13 protein-coding genes are annotated in these 16,704 nt (G+C 65.7%); 6 read left to right on the plus strand and 7 right to left on the minus strand.

Annotated features, from left to right (window positions below):
• Positions 1–10 precede the first annotated feature (10 nt).
• On the plus strand, positions 11–1,492 hold the full coding sequence (locus tag IPG63_04550; GenBank protein MBK6726521.1) for an AAA family ATPase: 1,482 nt from the start codon (positions 11–13) through the stop codon (positions 1,490–1,492).
• A 4-nt stretch (positions 1,493–1,496) separates the two neighbouring features.
• Here the strand turns inward: IPG63_04550 and IPG63_04555 are convergent, their stop codons facing one another.
• The 3 genes from IPG63_04555 to IPG63_04565 are packed head-to-tail and all read right to left on the minus strand — an operon-like array spanning position 1,497 to position 4,249.
• Positions 1,497–3,380 (minus strand): ATP-binding cassette domain-containing protein, encoded by a 1,884-nt coding sequence (locus IPG63_04555; protein ID MBK6726522.1) that lies wholly within the window; start codon positions 3,378–3,380, stop codon positions 1,497–1,499.
• A gap of 9 nt (positions 3,381–3,389) precedes the next feature.
• Positions 3,390–3,950 carry a GNAT family N-acetyltransferase gene (locus IPG63_04560; GenBank protein ID MBK6726523.1) on the minus strand — a complete coding sequence of 187 codons (561 nt, stop codon included), beginning with the start codon at positions 3,948–3,950 and terminating at the stop codon, positions 3,390–3,392.
• On the minus strand, positions 3,947–4,249 hold the full coding sequence (locus tag IPG63_04565) for a hypothetical protein (GenBank protein ID MBK6726524.1): 303 nt from the start codon (positions 4,247–4,249) through the stop codon (positions 3,947–3,949). The genes IPG63_04560 and IPG63_04565 overlap by 4 nt, the downstream gene beginning before the upstream one ends.
• A gap of 105 nt (positions 4,250–4,354) precedes the next feature.
• On the opposite strand from IPG63_04565, the gene IPG63_04570 reads away from it, so the two are divergent.
• Positions 4,355–5,524, plus strand: a complete 1,170-nt coding sequence (locus IPG63_04570; protein ID MBK6726525.1) for an alkane 1-monooxygenase — start codon at positions 4,355–4,357, stop codon at positions 5,522–5,524.
• A 42-nt stretch (positions 5,525–5,566) separates the two neighbouring features.
• Complete coding sequence (locus IPG63_04575; GenBank protein MBK6726526.1) at positions 5,567–6,721, plus strand: hypothetical protein; 1,155 nt, start codon at positions 5,567–5,569, stop codon at positions 6,719–6,721.
• A gap of 279 nt (positions 6,722–7,000) precedes the next feature.
• On the opposite strand, the gene IPG63_04580 is transcribed toward IPG63_04575, so the two are convergent.
• Positions 7,001–8,041: an IS110 family transposase gene (locus IPG63_04580; protein ID MBK6726527.1), complete on the minus strand. Its 1,041-nt coding sequence runs from the start codon at positions 8,039–8,041 to the stop codon at positions 7,001–7,003.
• 134 nt (positions 8,042–8,175) lie between these two features.
• Here IPG63_04580 and IPG63_04585 point away from each other — a divergent pair, with 134 nt between their 5' ends.
• Positions 8,176–10,251 carry an NAD(P)-binding protein gene (locus IPG63_04585; GenBank protein ID MBK6726528.1) on the plus strand — a complete coding sequence of 692 codons (2,076 nt, stop codon included), beginning with the start codon at positions 8,176–8,178 and terminating at the stop codon, positions 10,249–10,251.
• Between the two features lie 102 nt (positions 10,252–10,353).
• Here the strand turns inward: IPG63_04585 and ltrA are convergent, their stop codons facing one another.
• The 3 genes from ltrA to IPG63_04600 all read right to left on the minus strand — a co-directional run bounded on the left by ltrA (position 10,354) and on the right by IPG63_04600 (position 13,245).
• Positions 10,354–11,610 (minus strand): group II intron reverse transcriptase/maturase, encoded by a 1,257-nt coding sequence (ltrA, locus tag IPG63_04590; GenBank protein ID MBK6726529.1) that lies wholly within the window; start codon positions 11,608–11,610, stop codon positions 10,354–10,356.
• Between the two features lie 566 nt (positions 11,611–12,176).
• A complete protein-coding gene (locus tag IPG63_04595; GenBank protein ID MBK6726530.1) occupies positions 12,177–12,719 on the minus strand; it encodes a transposase in 543 nt (180 codons plus the stop codon).
• A 223-nt stretch (positions 12,720–12,942) separates the two neighbouring features.
• Positions 12,943–13,245 carry a GIY-YIG nuclease family protein gene (locus tag IPG63_04600; GenBank protein MBK6726531.1) on the minus strand — a complete coding sequence of 101 codons (303 nt, stop codon included), beginning with the start codon at positions 13,243–13,245 and terminating at the stop codon, positions 12,943–12,945.
• Positions 13,246–13,287: 42 nt separating this feature from the next.
• Here IPG63_04600 and IPG63_04605 point away from each other — a divergent pair, with 42 nt between their 5' ends.
• Positions 13,288–14,397 carry an S-(hydroxymethyl)glutathione dehydrogenase/class III alcohol dehydrogenase gene (locus IPG63_04605; GenBank protein ID MBK6726532.1) on the plus strand — a complete coding sequence of 370 codons (1,110 nt, stop codon included), beginning with the start codon at positions 13,288–13,290 and terminating at the stop codon, positions 14,395–14,397.
• Between the two features lie 8 nt (positions 14,398–14,405).
• Positions 14,406–16,682 (plus strand): CocE/NonD family hydrolase, encoded by a 2,277-nt coding sequence (locus IPG63_04610; GenBank protein ID MBK6726533.1) that lies wholly within the window; start codon positions 14,406–14,408, stop codon positions 16,680–16,682.
• Positions 16,683–16,704: the final 22 nt, after the last annotated feature.

The raw sequence follows: 16,704 nt of genomic DNA on the forward strand, positions 1-16,704 counted from the left end.
CCCTGCCGCCATGCCCGATCTCGACAACCTTGCCAGCCTGATCCGCGCCGGACACCCGGTCATCGCCATCGACACCGGCGAGGAATCGCGCGTGGTCGAGAGCTTCCGCCATGTCATCGGCAAGGTTTGGCGGCCGCTGTACAAGTGGAGCCTGAACGACGGCCTGCAGCGCCTCGACATGACCCTCGACGAGCCGCCGCTGGCCGCCGCCGAGGCGACATCGACGCTGCAGTTCATCAAGGATCAGCGCGAGCGCGCGATCTTTTTGCTGTGCGACTTCCACGGCTACCTGCGCTACCCGCTGACCATGCGTCTGGTGCGCGAGATCGTCGAGCGAACCAACACCGCCGCGCACACGCTGGTGCTGGTCGGCGTCGGCATCGAGATTCCGAAGGAGATCGAGTCGCACGCGGTGCGGATTTCGCTCAAGCTTCCGGACGAGGCGACGCTCGGCAAGCTGGTGCGCGACGAGGCCTTCCAGTACTCGCGCGAGCACGGCGGCAAGCGCGTCGAGATCGACCCGGTCGCGTTCAAGACCATCGTCCGCAACCTGCTCGGGCTGAAGCTGCCGGACGCGCGCCGCATCGCGCGGCAACTGGTGTTCCGCGACGGCGCCGTCGGCATGTCCGACCTGCCGGAACTGGCCAAGCTCAAGTTCGAGCTGCTGAACCGCGACGGCGTGCTGCACTTCGAGTACGAGACCGCGGCCTTCGCCGATGTCGCCGGGCTCGCGCGCCTCAAGCAGTGGGTGGAGCAGCGCCGCGCGATCTTCCTCGGCGAAAACAAGCTCGCCGGACTCGATCCACCCAAGGGCCTGCTGCTGCTCGGCGTGCAGGGTTGCGGCAAGAGCCTGGCCGCAAAGGCGATCGCCGGTTCGTTCGGGGTGCCGCTGGTGCGGCTCGATTTCGGCGCGCTGTACAACAAGTACCACGGTGAAACCGAGCGCAACCTGCGCGAATCGCTGCTCAATGCCGAAGCGCTGTCGCCCTGCGTACTGTGGTGCGACGAGATCGAGAAGGGGCTGGCGACCTCGGACAGCGACGACGGCGTCTCACGTCGCGTGCTCGGCGCCCTGCTCACCTGGATGTCCGAACGCAAGAAACCGGTGTTCCTGGTCGCGACCGCGAACGATGTCTCCAGGCTGCCGCCGGAGCTGCTGCGCAAGGGCCGCTTCGACGAGATCTTCTTCATCGACCTGCCCGCCGAGAGCGCGCGTGACGCGATCTTTCGCGTGCACTTCGACAAGCGCAAGCTCGACCGCGAGGACTTCGACCGCGATGCGCTGGTCGCGGCCAGTGACGGCTTTTCCGGCGCCGAGATCGAACAGGCGATCGTCGCCGCGCTCTATGCCGCGCATGCCGATGGCGTGCCGCTGCAGCAGCGCCACCTGATCGCCGAATTGAAGGCGACGCGGCCGCTGTCGGTGCTGATGGCCGAGCCGGTGCAGCAGCTGCGCGACTGGGCGAAGACGCGCACGGTCAGCGCCGACTGAGCGGCTACCGCGCCGCGGCCTCGCTGGCTTCGGCGGCGGCTAGCCAGGCGGCTTCGGCTTCGTCGAGCTTGCGCCGAGTTTCGCTCTGACGCTGGGTGGTGGCCAGCACCTTGAACTTGTCCTGGCTGTAAAACCCGGGGGCCGCGACCTCGCGGTCCACCTGTTGCATCTCGCGCTGCAGCCGTTCCAGCTCGACTTCGGCGGCCTTCAGTGCGTCGCGCAGCGCGCGTTCCTGCTTCTTCTGCGCCTTGTCGTTGTTGCGCGCCGAGCGTTCGCCGCCCGCCGGCTTGCTTGGGCCCGCCTCCTGGCGCATGGCATTGCCGCGTGATCCCAGCCACTTCGCGTAGGCATCGAGATCGCCGTCGAACTCGCCGACGCTTCCGTCGCAGACGCGGATCAGCTGGTCGCAGGTGGCGCCGACGAGATGGCGGTCATGCGAGACCAACACCACCGCGCCATCGAAGTCCGAGAGCGCGATCTCCAGCGCCTGCCGCATGTCCAGATCGAGATGGTTGGTCGGTTCATCGAGCAGCAGCAGGTTTGGCCGGCGATAGACCACCATCGCCAGCGCCAGGCGCGCCTTCTCGCCCCCCGAGAACGGGGCGACCTTCTCGAACACGCGGTCGCCGACAAAGTTGAAGCCGCCGAGCACGCTGCGAAGTTCCTGCTCGCCCTTCTTCGGGTCGAGTTCCTTGAAGTGCTCGAGCGGCGACGCGTCCGGGTTCAGCTGTTCAAGCTGGTGCTGCGCGAAGTAGCCGACGCGCAGGTCCGGATGGCGCGTCATCTCGCCGGCGCGGACGTCGAGCTCGCCGGCCAGCAGCTTGACCAGCGTCGACTTGCCCTCGCCATTGGGGCCGACCAGGCCGATGCGTTGTCCCGGCTCGAGGCTGAGCTTGATGCCGGACAACACCGTGCGCTGGCCATAGCCGACCGCGGCGTCGTGCAGGCGGATCAAGGGCGATGGCAGCTTGTCCGGCGCCGGAAAATCGAAACTGAACTCGCTGTCGGCGACCACCGGTGCGACCAGCTTGATGCGCTCGATCATCTTCACGCGCGATTGGGCCAGGCGCGCTTTGGCCGCGCTGGCCTTGAAGCGGTCAACGAAGCTCTGCAGGTGCGCGATGGTGCGCTGCTGCGACGCCGACACCGCCGCCTGCTGCGCCATGCGTTCGGCGCGCAGGCGTTCGAACTGCGAATAGTTGCCGGTGTAGAGGGTGGCCTTGCTCTCGGCCAGATGCAGGGTGTGGGTGCAGATCGCGTCCAGGAACTCGCGGTCATGCGAGATCACCAGCAGCGTGCCCTCGTAGGCCAGCAGCCAGTTCTGCAGCCAGACCACAGCATCGATGTCGAGATGGTTGGTCGGCTCGTCGAGCAGCATCAGGTCGGCGCGGGTCATCAGCACGCGCGCGAGATTCAGGCGCATGCGCCAGCCGCCCGAAAACGAGGCGACCGGGTTGTCGATCTGATCCGGCTTGAAGCCGAGTCCGTCGAGCATGCGCGCCGCGCGCGCCGCCGCGGCATAGCCGCCGATGGCGTGCAGACGCTCGTGGCCATGCGCGATCTCGTGCGCGTCGTGGGTGATCTCGGCCTCGCGCAACGCTGCCTCGACCGCGCGCAGTTCGGCGTCGCCATCGAGCACGTACTCGATCGCCGGCTGTTCGGTGTGCGGCATTTCCTGCGCCACCGTCGCAATGGTGAGGCTTTTCGGCAACGAGACATCGCCCTGATCGGGCTGGATCTCGCCGAGAATCAGCGCGAACAGGCTCGACTTGCCGGTGCCATTGCGCCCGACAAAGCCGACGCGCTGGCCACGGTGGATGGTCGCGGACAAGCCGTCGATGAGCACCCGCGGCCCACGCCGCAGGCGAAGATTGGAGAAACTGAGCATGGGCGTAGTCTAGGGTTTGTCGCGGTCGGATACAGCCCGGGCGACGGGAAGCAAGTCCACGTACATCGAAGCCAAGTTGCTCGCTGCGTCCGGCAATTCGCCCAGCTTGGCGAAACCATGTCGCTCGTAGAAGCGAACAGAAGACTCCTTGGCATCGACCAGCAAGTAGCGACAGCCGGCAATGGGCATGATCGAGCCGACGACAAAACTGATGGCGAGGTCCAGAAGCTCCGTGCCGATGCCTTGCCCCTGAAAGCGCTTGTCGACTGCAAGACGGGCCAGCATCATCGCCGGATAGGAGTCGAACTTGAATCCGCTGATTCGTTCCTGTTCTGGCAATTGCTTGACCAAGATATTCGCGCACACCAGCGTTGCGAATGCGATGACGGTCCGCTCGCCGGGCTGCACTCCGACCAGTGTTCTGGCCAGGTATTCTTCGTGAAAGCGACGCGCATCCTTCTTCAAGAACGTCTTGAGCGGCTTCAGCGAATCATCGCCCAAGCGCAACCAGTTGACGCCATCACCCGCTTGGATGGCCCGATAGTGAAGGCCGGATTGCGAAGCACTCACCGGACGACTTTCTTGCCACGACGCTTGGTCGTTTCCTTGGGTCGAAGGTTCGAAACGACCAGGCCCGTCTCCATGATCGCCCTCGCCATCTCGCGACCGCGCAAGACTGCCTCCACCGCTGCGGGCGAGGCCACGGGATTCTTCATTGCGCGTCGGAAGGCCTTGGCTTCCTTGCCGGAAACCGTGACAGACCCGAACAGGCTGCTGTGAATGGCCATGGCGATTGCTCTGAACATCGATTGCGATGAGCGGACGATATCACGACCTCCTTGAACCCCTGGCAGCACCGCTCCGAACATGCGCAAGTAGACCCGGAGGGAAGGCCGGCGCACCGGTGGCGGCACTGGCCGCGCGCCGCGGGCGCGTGCAAGCTTGTGCCCGGTCGCCCTTCCGGAAGCCCGCGCATGAGTGCCGTTCTTGAAGCCCCTCCGCAGTATCGCGACCGCAAACGCCATGCCTGGCTGTTGTCGGTGCTACTGCCGCTGCTCGCGACTGCCGGTCCGATCGCATACCTCACCAGCGGCGATGCGCGCGTGCTGTGGTTGCCGGTGCTGTTGTTCTACGTGTTGCTGCCACTTGCCGACCTGATTTTCGGCGAGGACCCAAGCAATCCGCCGGAGTCGGCGATGGCGGCGCTCGATGCCGATCGCTACTACCGCGTGATCACCTGGATCATGGTGCCGCTGCTGTGGTTTGCGTTCGGGTTCGTAGCCTGGTTCGTCGCGCGTCATCCGCTGCCCTGGCATGGGCTGGTCGCGGTGACCATCGCCACCGGCGTGATCGGCGGCTTCTGCATCAACCTCGGCCACGAGCTTGGCCACAAGCGCGGCGCGTTCGAGCGCTGGCTGGCGAAGCTGGTGCTGGCACCGACTGGTTACGGGCACTTCCACGTCGAACACAATCGCGGCCACCACCGCGACGTCGCCACGCCCGAGGACCCGGCATCTTCCCGTCTTGGCGAGTCGATCTGGCAGTTCTTGCCGCGCGAGATGCCGGGCGCGCTGCGTCGCGCATGGCGGCTCGAATGCGAGCGCATGGCCGCAGCCGGACGATCCCGCTTCAGCCTGCACAACGACATCGTGCAGACCACGCTGATCACGCTCGCGCTCTGGACTGGACTACTCGCCTGGCTCGGGATCGGCGGGCTGCCGTTCCTGCTCGCAGCCTCGTTCTGGGCCAACTTCCAGCTGACAAGCGCCAACTACATCGAACACTACGGCATCGCCCGCCGCCGACTCGACAGCGGCCGCTACGAGCCCTGCCGGCCCGAGCATTCCTGGAACAGCAACCACATCGTCTCGAACTGGGCGCTGTTCCACCTGCAACGCCATTCCGACCACCACGCGAACGCGACCCGGCGCTACCAGTGCCTGCGCCACTTCGAGGAGGCACCGCAATTGCCCACCGGCTACTTCGGCATGTTCCTGCTCGCCTACGTGCCGCCGCTGTGGTTCCGGGTGATGAACCCACGGCTGGTCGCGATGGTCGGTGGCGATGTCGAGCGCGTCAATTTCCAGCCGGGACGGCGCGAGCGCCTCTGCGCCGAACTCGGGCTGGGCGCAGCGCAGTCTTGAAGCAAACGTCAGACAGCCCGCAGCACCCACCGGAGTACCTCGATGCATCAGGACGACCCGCGCTGGACAGCCATCGACGCCGCACTGCGCAGCGACCGCATGATGGAAGCGCTGCGCAGTTACCGCGAATGCACCGGCGCCGAGCTCGCCGAAGCGCTGCGCACGATCGAAGCGCGCAAGGCGACGCTGGCAGCCGCCGCACCTGCGGGCGACTCGCAACTGCCAGCGACGGTGCAGGCCTATCTCGACAGCGGCCATGCGCGCCGTGGCGAGCTGGTCGGCCATTGGCGCAATCGCGCCGGCGAGTTCTGCGTGCTGGTGCTCTATCAGCGCGAGCCGCAACCGATGTTCGAGCTCGGCGTGTTTCCGCCCCAGGTCGGCAACTGGGGCCACCAGTTGAATGGCTGCAGCGTCAGCCGCGGTGAACTGGACGCGGCCCTGGCCGGTCAGCGGCCGTTGTATGGCGCCGAGTTCGCCGACGACGGCGCCACCATGGCGGCGCTCCGACAGCGACTGGCAATCCTGTTCCCAGCGGCGCGTGCGCCGGCGGCAGCCGTTGGCGCCGTGCATTGGCGCGCATCGCGCACGCGCCTGTTCGCGCTGGCCGCGGCGCCGTTCGAACGCGGCTTCCTGCTGCGCCCGGCGACGCTGGCCGCGGCCGAATGGTCCGCGCTGCTGGCGCGCGCTGCGGAGGACGACGCGCTCGCCGAGCAGCTCGATGAACTGCCCGTCGCCGCGCGCGCGCTGGTCGCGGGCGAGCCGAATGTTGCGCCCGTGGCGCAGCCGCTGTTGTGGATCGACTGCGTGTCCCGATGCCACGCCCGCGCCTGGACCACCAACTCCTGCGACACGCTGTTCGCCGACCTCGCGGCGCGACCACTCGGGGCATTCGCGGATTCGCCAACGCTGGCCTCGGCGGCGGCGTTGCTCTGCGCGAGCGTCGACGTCGGCGCGCTGCGTCGGCGCCAACTGCCGTGGTGGCTGCAGGGCACGGCCGCGGCCAGCGACTGCGCGGTGGGCTTGCTCACGCCCTACGAACTGCGTGCGCTGGCCGGGGATCTTGCCGCCCTGATCGCGGCTGCGCGCAGCGCCGGCACCTGGCCACTGAGCCCGACCGACACCGCCGAACTGCAGAACTTTCTCGCTGCAGCCGCCGCCGAGGGCTGCTGGCTGGTCGGGATCGAACCCGGCTCCTGATGACGGTGGTGCGCACCGCTTTGCGGTGCACACCCTATGTATGGACTCACCCCCTCCGTCAACCGCTGCTTTTTTCACGGACCTTGGCTGCGTCTATGTATCAGGCCTCTGATCGGCGAAGCATCGCCTGGGCCAGCATCGGATGAGCACGCGGACTGCCAATTACGTGTAGGCCTCAAGGGCCAGTAGGGTGTTAGGCACCGATCCGCGTCGGTCTTACCTGTGGTTCGTGCGTGAAGCAGCAGGCTGGGCGCTCAGCGCCCGGGGTGAACGCAGGTTTCATCTCATGGCGGCATCCTCGCGGTAGCTGCCGCCGTTCTTCAGCAACGCGTACATGATTCTCAGGTTGCGATTGGCCAGGCGCACCGCAGCAGCCTTGCTGCCCAGCTTCTCCTTCCAGCGGCGAAGACGATGCGGATGTTTTCTTTCCTCGCACGCCGGATTCACTTGTCGCAACACAGCATGTGCACCGTTGATCAGTAGGCTGCGGACATAGCCATCTCCGCGCTTGGACATGCCCCTCAGCCGGATTCGATTGCCACTGCTCGCCTGATCTGGCACCACGCCAAAATACGCCGCAAATTGTCGCGCATTGGCAAAGCGTTCTGGATTCAAGTCCTTGCACACCAATGCGGTCGCAGTCATCGGCCCTACACCAGGAACCGTCATCAGGCGCCGCGTCAGTGGATCGGTTGTTGCCACGCTCTGCAACTCCGCGTCGAGCGCAGCCATGCGTTCGCCCAAGCATTCCCACTCCGCCCACAGATCCGCAATCAGATCGCGCAGCCGAAAGGGAATGGGCAAGCTCGCATCCTCCAGCACCTGCCGCAGGCGAACGACCAGCGCCATCTCGCCGCGCGCGAAGACCAGCCCATGCTCGGTAAGCAACCCGCGAATCTGATTGCTGATCGCCGTACGCCGCGACACGTACCCCGAACGCACCCGATGCAGAGCCTGCATCGTCAGCCGCTCCACCGACTTGACCGGAACTGCGTGGATCGATTTGTCGCGCCCCGCACGCAGGATCGCGAAAGTGTCCTTGCGGTCGTTCTTGGCGCCGCTGCGATGCTCCTCCACTCGCTGTGCGGGTAGTACGAAAACCTCGATGCCGTGTGACTGCAACTCACGCGCCCATGACTGCGCGCCAGGGCCGGTCTCCATAAGCACCACCAACGGCGGTTTCAGCGTCCTCAGGAACTCGACAAACGACTCGCGCGACTTGATCCGGTCCTCGAAAACAACAGTGCCTCGCTCGTCCTCGCCGGCCACTTGGAAAACGCTCTTCGCCAGATCGATCGCCAACGTCCGCACACGTGCCATACACTCGTTCATGGGCTCGCCCTCTCACTTTGGTCGTGGTGCACGCAGTTCACCACTCCTGGCGCCTAGACGCCTCGGTGAGGGGGTGAGTCCATTCGATTACAATCCGCCGATCATTGTTGGTCGGAGTGACCATGCGCGATCCCCGTTACGACGTACTTTTCGAGCCTGTGCAGATTGGTCCGGTGCGCGCGCCGAACCGCTTCTACCAGGTGCCGCACTGCAACGGCATGGGCCACGTCTATCCGCAGACGCTGGCGCGCATGCGCGGGATCAAGGCCGAGGGCGGCTGGGGCGTGATCGCGACCGAGGAAGTCGAAATTTCGCCGCTATCGGAAATCGCCCCGCATCACGAGGGTCGCATCTGGGATGAACAGGACATCCCGGCGCTGCGGATGATGACCGACGCCGTGCACGAACACGGCGCGCTCGCCGCAATCGAACTGATGTTCAACGGCTACGCCACGCCGAACCGCTACAGCCGCGAAATCCCGATCGCGCCCTCGCACCTGCCAGTGCGCGGCTCCGACCCGATCCAGGCGCGCACCGCGACCAGGCGCGACCTCGCCGACGTGCGCCGCTGGCACCGCAGCGCAGCGCTGCGCGCGCGCGACGCCGGCTTCGACCTGGTCTACGTCTATGCCGGGCATGATCTGGGCATGCCGATGCATTTCCTCTCGCGCCGTACCAACCGACGCAGCGACGAATACGGCGGCTCGCTCGAGAATCGCGTGCGCCTGCTGCGCGAGCTGATCGAGGACACCAAGGACGCGGTCGGCGATCGTTGCGGCGTGGTCGTGCGCCTGGCCGTCGACCAGTTGCTCGGTCCACAGGGCCTGACCAGCGAGAACGAGGGCCGCGATGTGATCGCGATGCTCGCGGAGCTGCCCGATCTCTGGGACGTGAACATCGCCGACTGGAGCAATGACAGCCAGACCGCGCGTTTCTCCGAGGAAGGTTTCCAGGAGCGCTACATCCGCGCCGTAAAATCGCTGACGACGAAACCGGTGGTCGGCGTCGGCCGCTACACCTCGCCGGACGCGATGGTGCGTGTGATCAAGTCCGGCCTCATGGACCTGATCGGCGCCGCCCGCCCCTCGATCGCCGATCCCTTCCTGCCGCGCAAGATCGAGCAGGGCCGGCTCGACGACATCCGCGAGTGCATCGGTTGCAACATCTGCGTCACCGGCGATAACGACTGCGTGCCGATCCGCTGCACGCAGAACCCGACCATGGGCGAGGAATGGCGCCGCGGCTGGCATCCCGAGCGCATCGCCGGCAAGCGCAGCGAGCGCAACGTGCTGGTGGTCGGCGCCGGTCCCTCCGGGCTCGAACTGACGCGCGCGCTCGGCCAGCGCGGCTACGAGGTGATGCTGTGCGATGGCGCCGAAGTCGCCGGCGGACGCCTGCGCTTCGAGGCCAAGCTGCCCGGGCTCGCGACCTGGCAGCGCGTCGTCGACCATCGCTGGCTGCAGATCGGCAAGATGCCGAACGTGCAGTTCCTGCGCGGCAGCGAAGTGTCGGCGGAGGACGCGCTGGCGTTCGGCGCATCGGCGATCTTCGTTGCCACCGGTTCGCACTGGCGCAGCGATGGCCTCGGCCGCACGCACCGCTCGCCGCTGCTCGACGCCGTATCGGCGCAGGTGCTTTCGCCCGATGCCGCACTGCGCGGCGCATCGGCACGCGGCCCGTTGCTGGTCTACGACGATGACCACTACGTGCTTGCTGGCGCGCTTGCCGAACGCTACGCCCGCGAAGGCATGGCGGTGCACTACGTGACGCCGGCGACCAAGGTCTCGGAATGGACCGAGCAGACCATGGAGCAGTCGCGCGTGCAGGCGCGGCTGATCGAACTCGGCGTGCGCATCCACACCTCGCGCGAGCTCGCCGCGGTGTGCGCCGAGGGCGAGGCGCTGCGTGTCGAACTCGCCTGCGTCTACAGCGGGCAGCGCGAGGCGCTGCAGGTCGCGCAACTGTTGCCGGTGACCATGCGCGATCCCGACGATGCGCTGTATCAGGCACTGCTTGCGCACGAAGCCGAGTGGATGGATGCCGGCGTGCGCGAAGTCCACTGTCTCGGCGACGCACTCGCGCCCGGCACCGTTGCCGCCGCCGTCTACGCCGGCCACAAGGCCGCGCGCGCCTTCGACGAAGCGCCGCTGGACGAAGACGCCGTGCCGTTCCGGCGCGAACGCGTCGACCTGGGATGATGCCCGGTGGTGATCGGGTGGCCCTGACCGGATTGCGCCGGTCAGGGCTCCCACACCACCGGACATGCAGTTTTCTGCATCCGGCGGTTGGAAGGTAGGGCATTAGCCCAGATCGGTGGGGACGAAGTAGCGATATCTGCGCAGGATACGATTGGAGAGAGCGCTTTGCATCGCGAGTCCGCGAGCAATGCGCCAGGCGCCGCGACCGCTACGTGCGACTCCGGCCAACTCGGGATTGATCCCGAGCTTGCGCAGGTTGCGGTAGCGGCCCTCGGCACTGTGCCAGCGTTGCCAGAAGCATTTGCGGATGTGACGCCGCGTCCATCCTTCCCAGCGTGTGATCGGCCGTCGGTCTTCGCTGAGCCCGTAGTAGCCCCACCAGCCGCGCACGTAGCGTTCCCAGCCATCGCGTTGTTCGACGCTGGTCACACTGCGGCGTGCGTCGAAATGCTCCCGCACGCGATCTTGATAGCGCGCAATGCTGGCGCCGGACACGGTGAGCAGGAGCGAGAGGGTGAGCGTGAAGCCGAGGAACTTGCGTTCCCAAACCCGTCCGACTCCGCTCTTGCCCGGATGCACGGTGAGCTTCAGGTGCTTGCTCAGCCATGCGCTTACGCCCGCCAGGACGCGTTCTCCGGCTTGCCGGCTGCCGACGTAGATGTTGCAGTCGTCGGCATAACGGCAAAAGCGCAAGCCACGTTTCGTCAGCTCGCGATCCAGCGCGTCCAGATACAGGTTCGACAGCAAGGGTGATAGCGGTCCACCTTGCGGCGTGCCCTGCTCGCTCCTCACCACCGTACCCTGCGGCAGGATGTGTCCTGCACTCAACATGCGATTGATCAGCTTGAGCGCGCGCCGGTCTTGCACGTCACGCGTCAAACGCCGCATCAGCACATCGTGGTTCACCCGGTCAAAGAATGCCTCGATATCCATGTCCACCACCCAGTCGCGACCCTCTCGGGCATACGCTTGGGCTTGGCGCACGGCATCGTGGGCACTGCGTCCCGGACGGAACCCAAAGCTCGACGGGCTCATCTGCGGATCAAGGTGCGGGGTCAGCACTTGCACCAGCAACTGCTGGACAAATCGATCGACCACATTCGGGATGTTCAGTCCGCGTGTCCCGCCATTGGGCTTCGCGATCTCCACGCGCCGCGCTGCTGCCGGAACATAGCCTCCCGTCAACAGCTTGCGCTTGATCGCTTCTCCGTGTTTCAGCAAGTGTGCGCGCAGCGCCGTCACCGGCATCCCGTCAGGGCCAGCCGCACCGCGGTTTCCGATCACCGCTGCTTGCGCTGCTTCCCAACAATCCGCACCCACCGCCTGTTCCATCACCGTCTCAAGGGGCTTTGGCTCCATCGAATCCAACGGCTCGCCCACGCTCACGCTGCTTCCAACGCCTGCCGGGCTCCACCCATCAGCATCGGAACCGCCGATCCTTTCCATCGACTTCGCGCTCATCCGTGTTCGATCCTGCATCCGCGTTATCCCCTCTTCCTTCCTTTGGCCCTTCGCTCCACGGCCATTACCCCGCTTCCTCGCTACTACGGCCGCTGCTGACTTCTCCACGCCTCTCGGCGCGGAGATCTCCCCGGGTAAGAACACTGACTTTCCAATCGTGCCGCCGCGCTCTACCTGATACGTCTCGGATGGAATTTGGGCTTCGCTGTTCCCAGCCAGCTTGCCGCCCGTACCCGGCCTCAATGCGCGTTCGTGTTCCTGCGGTCGATCGTTTGCCTCCTGCTTCTTCCAGCACCTCCCTCGCGGTCGGCACCTTGCAGTTCGGCTTCGGTTGGCTCCATCGCCTCCGGTTGATACCTCTCAATCAACAAGTCAGTGCCCATGCCGGGCACACTGGGTCCGGACTTTGTCCGGACGCTTTTCAATCGGTGTGTGATCGTCGGATCCGCTCCGCTTGATCCGACCTACATTCGTGTGGGTCCGGACTTCCGTGCCGTTTGATCGGGGTGCCAATCCGGGGGATAGGCGCCGCGTTGGATCCACGCGGCGAGGGAGCTGTCGGGCCAGTCCGTCGCACGCTGTGCCCAGCCGTGTTTGACCGGGTTGTAGTGGATGTAATCCATGTGCCGCGCAAGATCGTTTTCGTCACGGATGATGTGATCCCGGAAGCGCTTCTGCCAGATCGGTCTCGGCAAATCAGGCTGGCAGCTCATGTGGTGCTTGAGCAGGCGCATGCGTCTTGAGTAGTCGCCATCGTCGGGCGGCATCGCCCAGATCATGTGGCAATGGTCGGGCATGACCACGTAGGCGTGCATGCGCACCGGATGGCGCGCGGTCATGTGGGCGAATGAGCGCCGAAACGCGGTGCGCACCGCGGGGTGCAGGAGCACCGGCTCGCGCTGGTGCGTGACCACGGTGAGGAACAACAGGCTGTTGGGGATGTGGAAGCGACGGTACTTCATGACCACGATGGTCAAACGCCGCCGGCGCCCGTGCCATCGACGCATTCGCAATCCGACCTGCGACTCCTCTCAAGCTACCTCAAAGCCATTCGAACGTAGGTCGGATCAACGAGCGCAGCGAGGGATCCGACAACCGCGAGATGATCCGACAACCGCGGCATCGCCCGACACCATGCCGTAACCCAACGTCGGATCCGCTGCGCTTGATCCGACCTACATTCGACGGTGCGACCCGCATGAACGTCGGATTCGCTGCACTCGTTCCGACCTACATTCGACCGTCGGACCGGCATTCTCCGGCGAGGAAGCCGAGCTTCTTCGAGCGCGGCAATTGGCGGATCGCGTGTTCGGCTTTGCTGGCGCTGCTGCGGTCGGGGAAGGCGCGGGTGCCGAGCAGGCGCAGCGGCGGATGGGCGCGCGTGTACTTGGCACCGCGGCCTGCCAGGTGTTGCGCGAAGCGGCGTTCGACGTCGTTGCTGATGCCGGCGTAGAAGCTGCCGTTACGGCATTCGATCAGGTACAGGCACCAGGGCTTCGCGATGGCGGGTGATGCATCGGCTTGACGGTTCATGTCGCTACTCTAGCGGCCTGTTCAATCCACCCGGGATGCCGCATGAAGAGTCGAGCCGCTGTCGCGTTTGCTGCCGGTGCGCCGTTGCAGATCGTCGAGATCGATGTCGCGCCGCCGCGCAAGGGCGAGGTGCTGGTGCGGATCACGCACACCGGGGTCTGCCACACCGACGCGTTCACGCTCAGCGGCGATGATCCGGAAGGCCTGTTCCCGTGCGTGCTCGGGCATGAGGGCGCGGGCATCGTCGTCGAAGTCGGCGAGGGCGTGACCAGCGTCCAGCCCGGTGACCATGTCATTCCGCTGTACACCGCCGAATGCCGCGAGTGCCTGTTCTGCAAGTCCGGCAAGACCAATCTGTGCGTGGCCGTGCGCGCCACCCAGGGCAAGGGCGTGATGCCGGATGGCAGCACGCGTTTCTCGTACAACGGCCAGCCGCTCTACCACTACATGGGCTGCAGCACCTTCAGCGAATACACCGTGGTCGCCGAAGTCTCGCTCGCAAAGATCCATCCGGACGCGCAGCACGAACAGGTCTGCCTGCTCGGCTGCGGCGTCACCACCGGCATCGGTGCCGTGCACAACACCGCCAAGGTGCAGCCCGGTGATTCGGTCGCGGTGTTCGGCCTCGGCGGCATCGGCCTCGCGGTCGTGCAGGGTGCACGGCAGGCGCGCGCCGGGCGCATCATCGCGATCGACACCAATCCGTCCAAGTTCGAACTCGCCAGGCGCATGGGCGCCACCGACTGCGTCAATCCGAAGGAACACGACAAGCCGGTGCAGCAGGTCATCGTCGAGATGACCAGCTGGGGCGTCGACCACAGCTTCGAATGCATCGGCAATGTGCAGGTGATGCGCGCCGCGCTCGAATGTGCGCATCGCGGCTGGGGCCAGTCGGTGATCATCGGTGTCGCCGGCGCCGGCCAGGAAATCTCGACGCGCCCGTTCCAGCTGGTCACCGGGCGCAAGTGGATGGGTACCGCGTTCGGCGGCGTGAAGGGCCGCACGCAATTGCCGGGCATGGTCGAACAGGCGATGCGCGGCGAGATCGAACTCGCGCCCTTCGTCACCCACACCATGCCGCTGGCCGACATCAACCACGCCTTCGAACTGATGCATGCGGGTCAGTCGATCCGCAGCGTCATCCACTACTGAGGTCGACGATGAACCTTCAAGGCGCGTTCCGGATGCGGCTTGTCCTGTCGCTGGCCATGGTGCTGACATCGAATGCAACCTTGGCCACGACACTGGGCTTGCAGAGCGCCAAGGATGTCGATGCGCTGCTGGTGCAGTTGCCCGCATTGGCCCAGCAGGCAATTCCTGCTTTCGAAGAAGCGGACGAGTCGCGCCGGCTCAACACGCTGTTTCGCCTGCAGACAGTGGCCGGCAAACCGGCTGAAGCCCGGCAGTCGCTCGAACGCCTGCTGGCATTGCGTGCGGCGACCGATCCGTCGAGTGTCGCGCCCTTGTATCCCTTCCTGGTGGTGCTGCGTGCCGACGTGGCCGGGATCACGGATCAGGCCGGGATCGACGCCGCAGTCGCCGCCGAGCTGCGCCGCACGCTGGGCGAGTTCGACGACCTTGCGGCCAGCCGGGCCTTGCCCTGGTTTGTCGGCGATGCCGGTCGCTTGCGCGACGAACTCGATGTCGCTGCCGCAGCGTGGATCGGCCGTGACGCGATTCCGTTGTCGGCTGCGATCGACCTGATTCGCAGGCAGCATCTGCAGGCCAGTTTCGCGCTGCTGGCACCCGTGGTTGAGGCGTTGACGAACGCAGACGACGACCGGCGTTACCGGATCGACGACCGCGTGCAGATCGACGCAGGCAGCGCGACGATCGCCGCCTTGACGATACGACCGCGGGCAGCCGAACGGCCCCTGCCGACCTTGCTCGTATTCACCGTCTATGCCGACGACGCCTGGGCTCGGCGTGAACTGCGCAACATGGCGGCGCATGGCTACGCCGGCGTGGTCGCCTACACGCGCGGCAAGGGGCACAGTCCGGATGCGCCCGTGCCCTATGAACACGATGGCGAGGACGCGCGCAAGGTGATCGACTGGATCGCCCGCCAGCCCTGGAGCGACGGACGAGTCGGCATGTACGGCGGCAGCTACAACGGCTTCACGCAATGGGCTGCAGTCAAGCGGTTGCCGAGCGCATTGAAGACGATCGTGCCCTATGTCGCCAACAATCCTGGCGACGGGCTGCCGATGGAGAACAACGTCTTCGTGTTCGCCAACTATGCGTGGCCGTTCTACGTTGCGAACAACAAGTACCTCGACGAGGCGACCTACTTCGACCACGGTCGTTGGGCGGCACTGAATGAACGCTGGTACCAGAGCGGCAAGCGCTATCGCGACATCGACGCGGTTGACGGCACACCCAATGCCTGGTTCCAGCGCTGGCTCCGGCATCCGCGCTACGACCGCTACTGGCAGAGCATGGTCCCGCATCGTCGCGAATTCGCGCGCATCGACATCCCGGTGTTGAGCATCACCGGCTACTACGACGACGGCCAGCAATCGGCGATACGTTATTTGAAGGAACATGTGCGTTACCGGCCGGATGCGCAGCACCATCTGCTGATCGGCCCCTACGATCATTTCGGCGCGCAGGCCGAGCGCAAGGCCGCGGTGCTGGGCGGTTATGCGATCGATCCGGTGGCGATGATCGACACCCCGAGGATCACGTTCGAATGGATGGACCACGTCTTTCGCGGCGCGCCCAAACCGGCCTTGCTCAACGACCGCATCAACTACCAGGTGATGGGCGCGAACCGCTGGGCACACGCGTCCAGCCTGGCGACGATGGCCAACAGCGAACTGCAGCTTTTCCTGAGCCCGGGCAAGGACGACACATCCCACCGCCTGGTCGACCGTGCCGACGCCGCACCCGCTTCGGTTCGGCAAGTCGTCGACTTCGCCGACCGCGACAGCATGCTCGGAGACCACTATCCGGCACCGGTGCTCGGCAAGGTGCTGGACGCGAGTGCAGGGCTGCTGTTCGTCAGCGCGCCATTCGCCGATCCGATCGAAGTTTCCGGCCAGTTCTCGGGCGTGCTCCGACTCACCGCGAACAAGCGCGATCTCGACTTTTCGGTAACCCTGTACGAACAGATGCCGGATGGCCAGTTGCTGCACCTGTCCTATTTCCTCGGGCGCGCCAGCCACGCTCGCTCGATGACTCGTCGCCACCTGCTCAAGCCCGGGCGCAAGACCGACATTCCGTTCGACAAGACGCGACTGGTCAGCAGGCAACTTGCTGCCGGCAGTCGCCTGCTGGTCGCACTCACCGTCAACAAGAACGCTTATGCCCAGGTCAACCACGGCAGCGGTCGTGATGTCAGCGACGAAGACCGAGGTGACGCCGGCGACGCCTTGGTGGTGGACTTCCACAACGACAGCGTGTTGCGGATCCCGGTGCGCCGCGCAGCGCGATGAACGGCCAGTTGCGAGGAATCCG

It is taken from the genome of Lysobacterales bacterium (assembly GCA_016703225.1).
Taxonomy (GTDB): domain Bacteria; phylum Pseudomonadota; class Gammaproteobacteria; order Xanthomonadales; family Ahniellaceae; genus JADKHK01.

What these genes read in the sequence shown, in the direction of transcription:
- IPG63_04550 (MBK6726521.1), top strand. Translation starts at nt 11, where the DNA reads ATGCCCGATCTCGACAACCTTGCCAGCCTGATCCGCGCCGGACACCCG.
- IPG63_04555 (MBK6726522.1), bottom strand. Translation starts at nt 3,380, where the DNA reads ATGCTCAGTTTCTCCAATCTTCGCCTGCGGCGTGGGCCGCGGGTGCTC.
- IPG63_04565 (MBK6726524.1), bottom strand. Translation starts at nt 4,249, where the DNA reads ATGTTCGGAGCGGTGCTGCCAGGGGTTCAAGGAGGTCGTGATATCGTC.
- IPG63_04570 (MBK6726525.1), top strand. Translation starts at nt 4,355, where the DNA reads ATGAGTGCCGTTCTTGAAGCCCCTCCGCAGTATCGCGACCGCAAACGC.
- IPG63_04575 (MBK6726526.1), top strand. Translation starts at nt 5,567, where the DNA reads ATGCATCAGGACGACCCGCGCTGGACAGCCATCGACGCCGCACTGCGC.
- IPG63_04580 (MBK6726527.1), bottom strand. Translation starts at nt 8,041, where the DNA reads ATGGCACGTGTGCGGACGTTGGCGATCGATCTGGCGAAGAGCGTTTTC.
- IPG63_04585 (MBK6726528.1), top strand. Translation starts at nt 8,176, where the DNA reads ATGCGCGATCCCCGTTACGACGTACTTTTCGAGCCTGTGCAGATTGGT.
- ltrA (MBK6726529.1), bottom strand. Translation starts at nt 11,610, where the DNA reads ATGGAGCCAAAGCCCCTTGAGACGGTGATGGAACAGGCGGTGGGTGCG.
- IPG63_04595 (MBK6726530.1), bottom strand. Translation starts at nt 12,719, where the DNA reads ATGCGTCGATGGCACGGGCGCCGGCGGCGTTTGACCATCGTGGTCATG.
- IPG63_04600 (MBK6726531.1), bottom strand. Translation starts at nt 13,245, where the DNA reads ATGAACCGTCAAGCCGATGCATCACCCGCCATCGCGAAGCCCTGGTGC.
- IPG63_04605 (MBK6726532.1), top strand. Translation starts at nt 13,288, where the DNA reads ATGAAGAGTCGAGCCGCTGTCGCGTTTGCTGCCGGTGCGCCGTTGCAG.
- IPG63_04610 (MBK6726533.1), top strand. Translation starts at nt 14,406, where the DNA reads ATGAACCTTCAAGGCGCGTTCCGGATGCGGCTTGTCCTGTCGCTGGCC.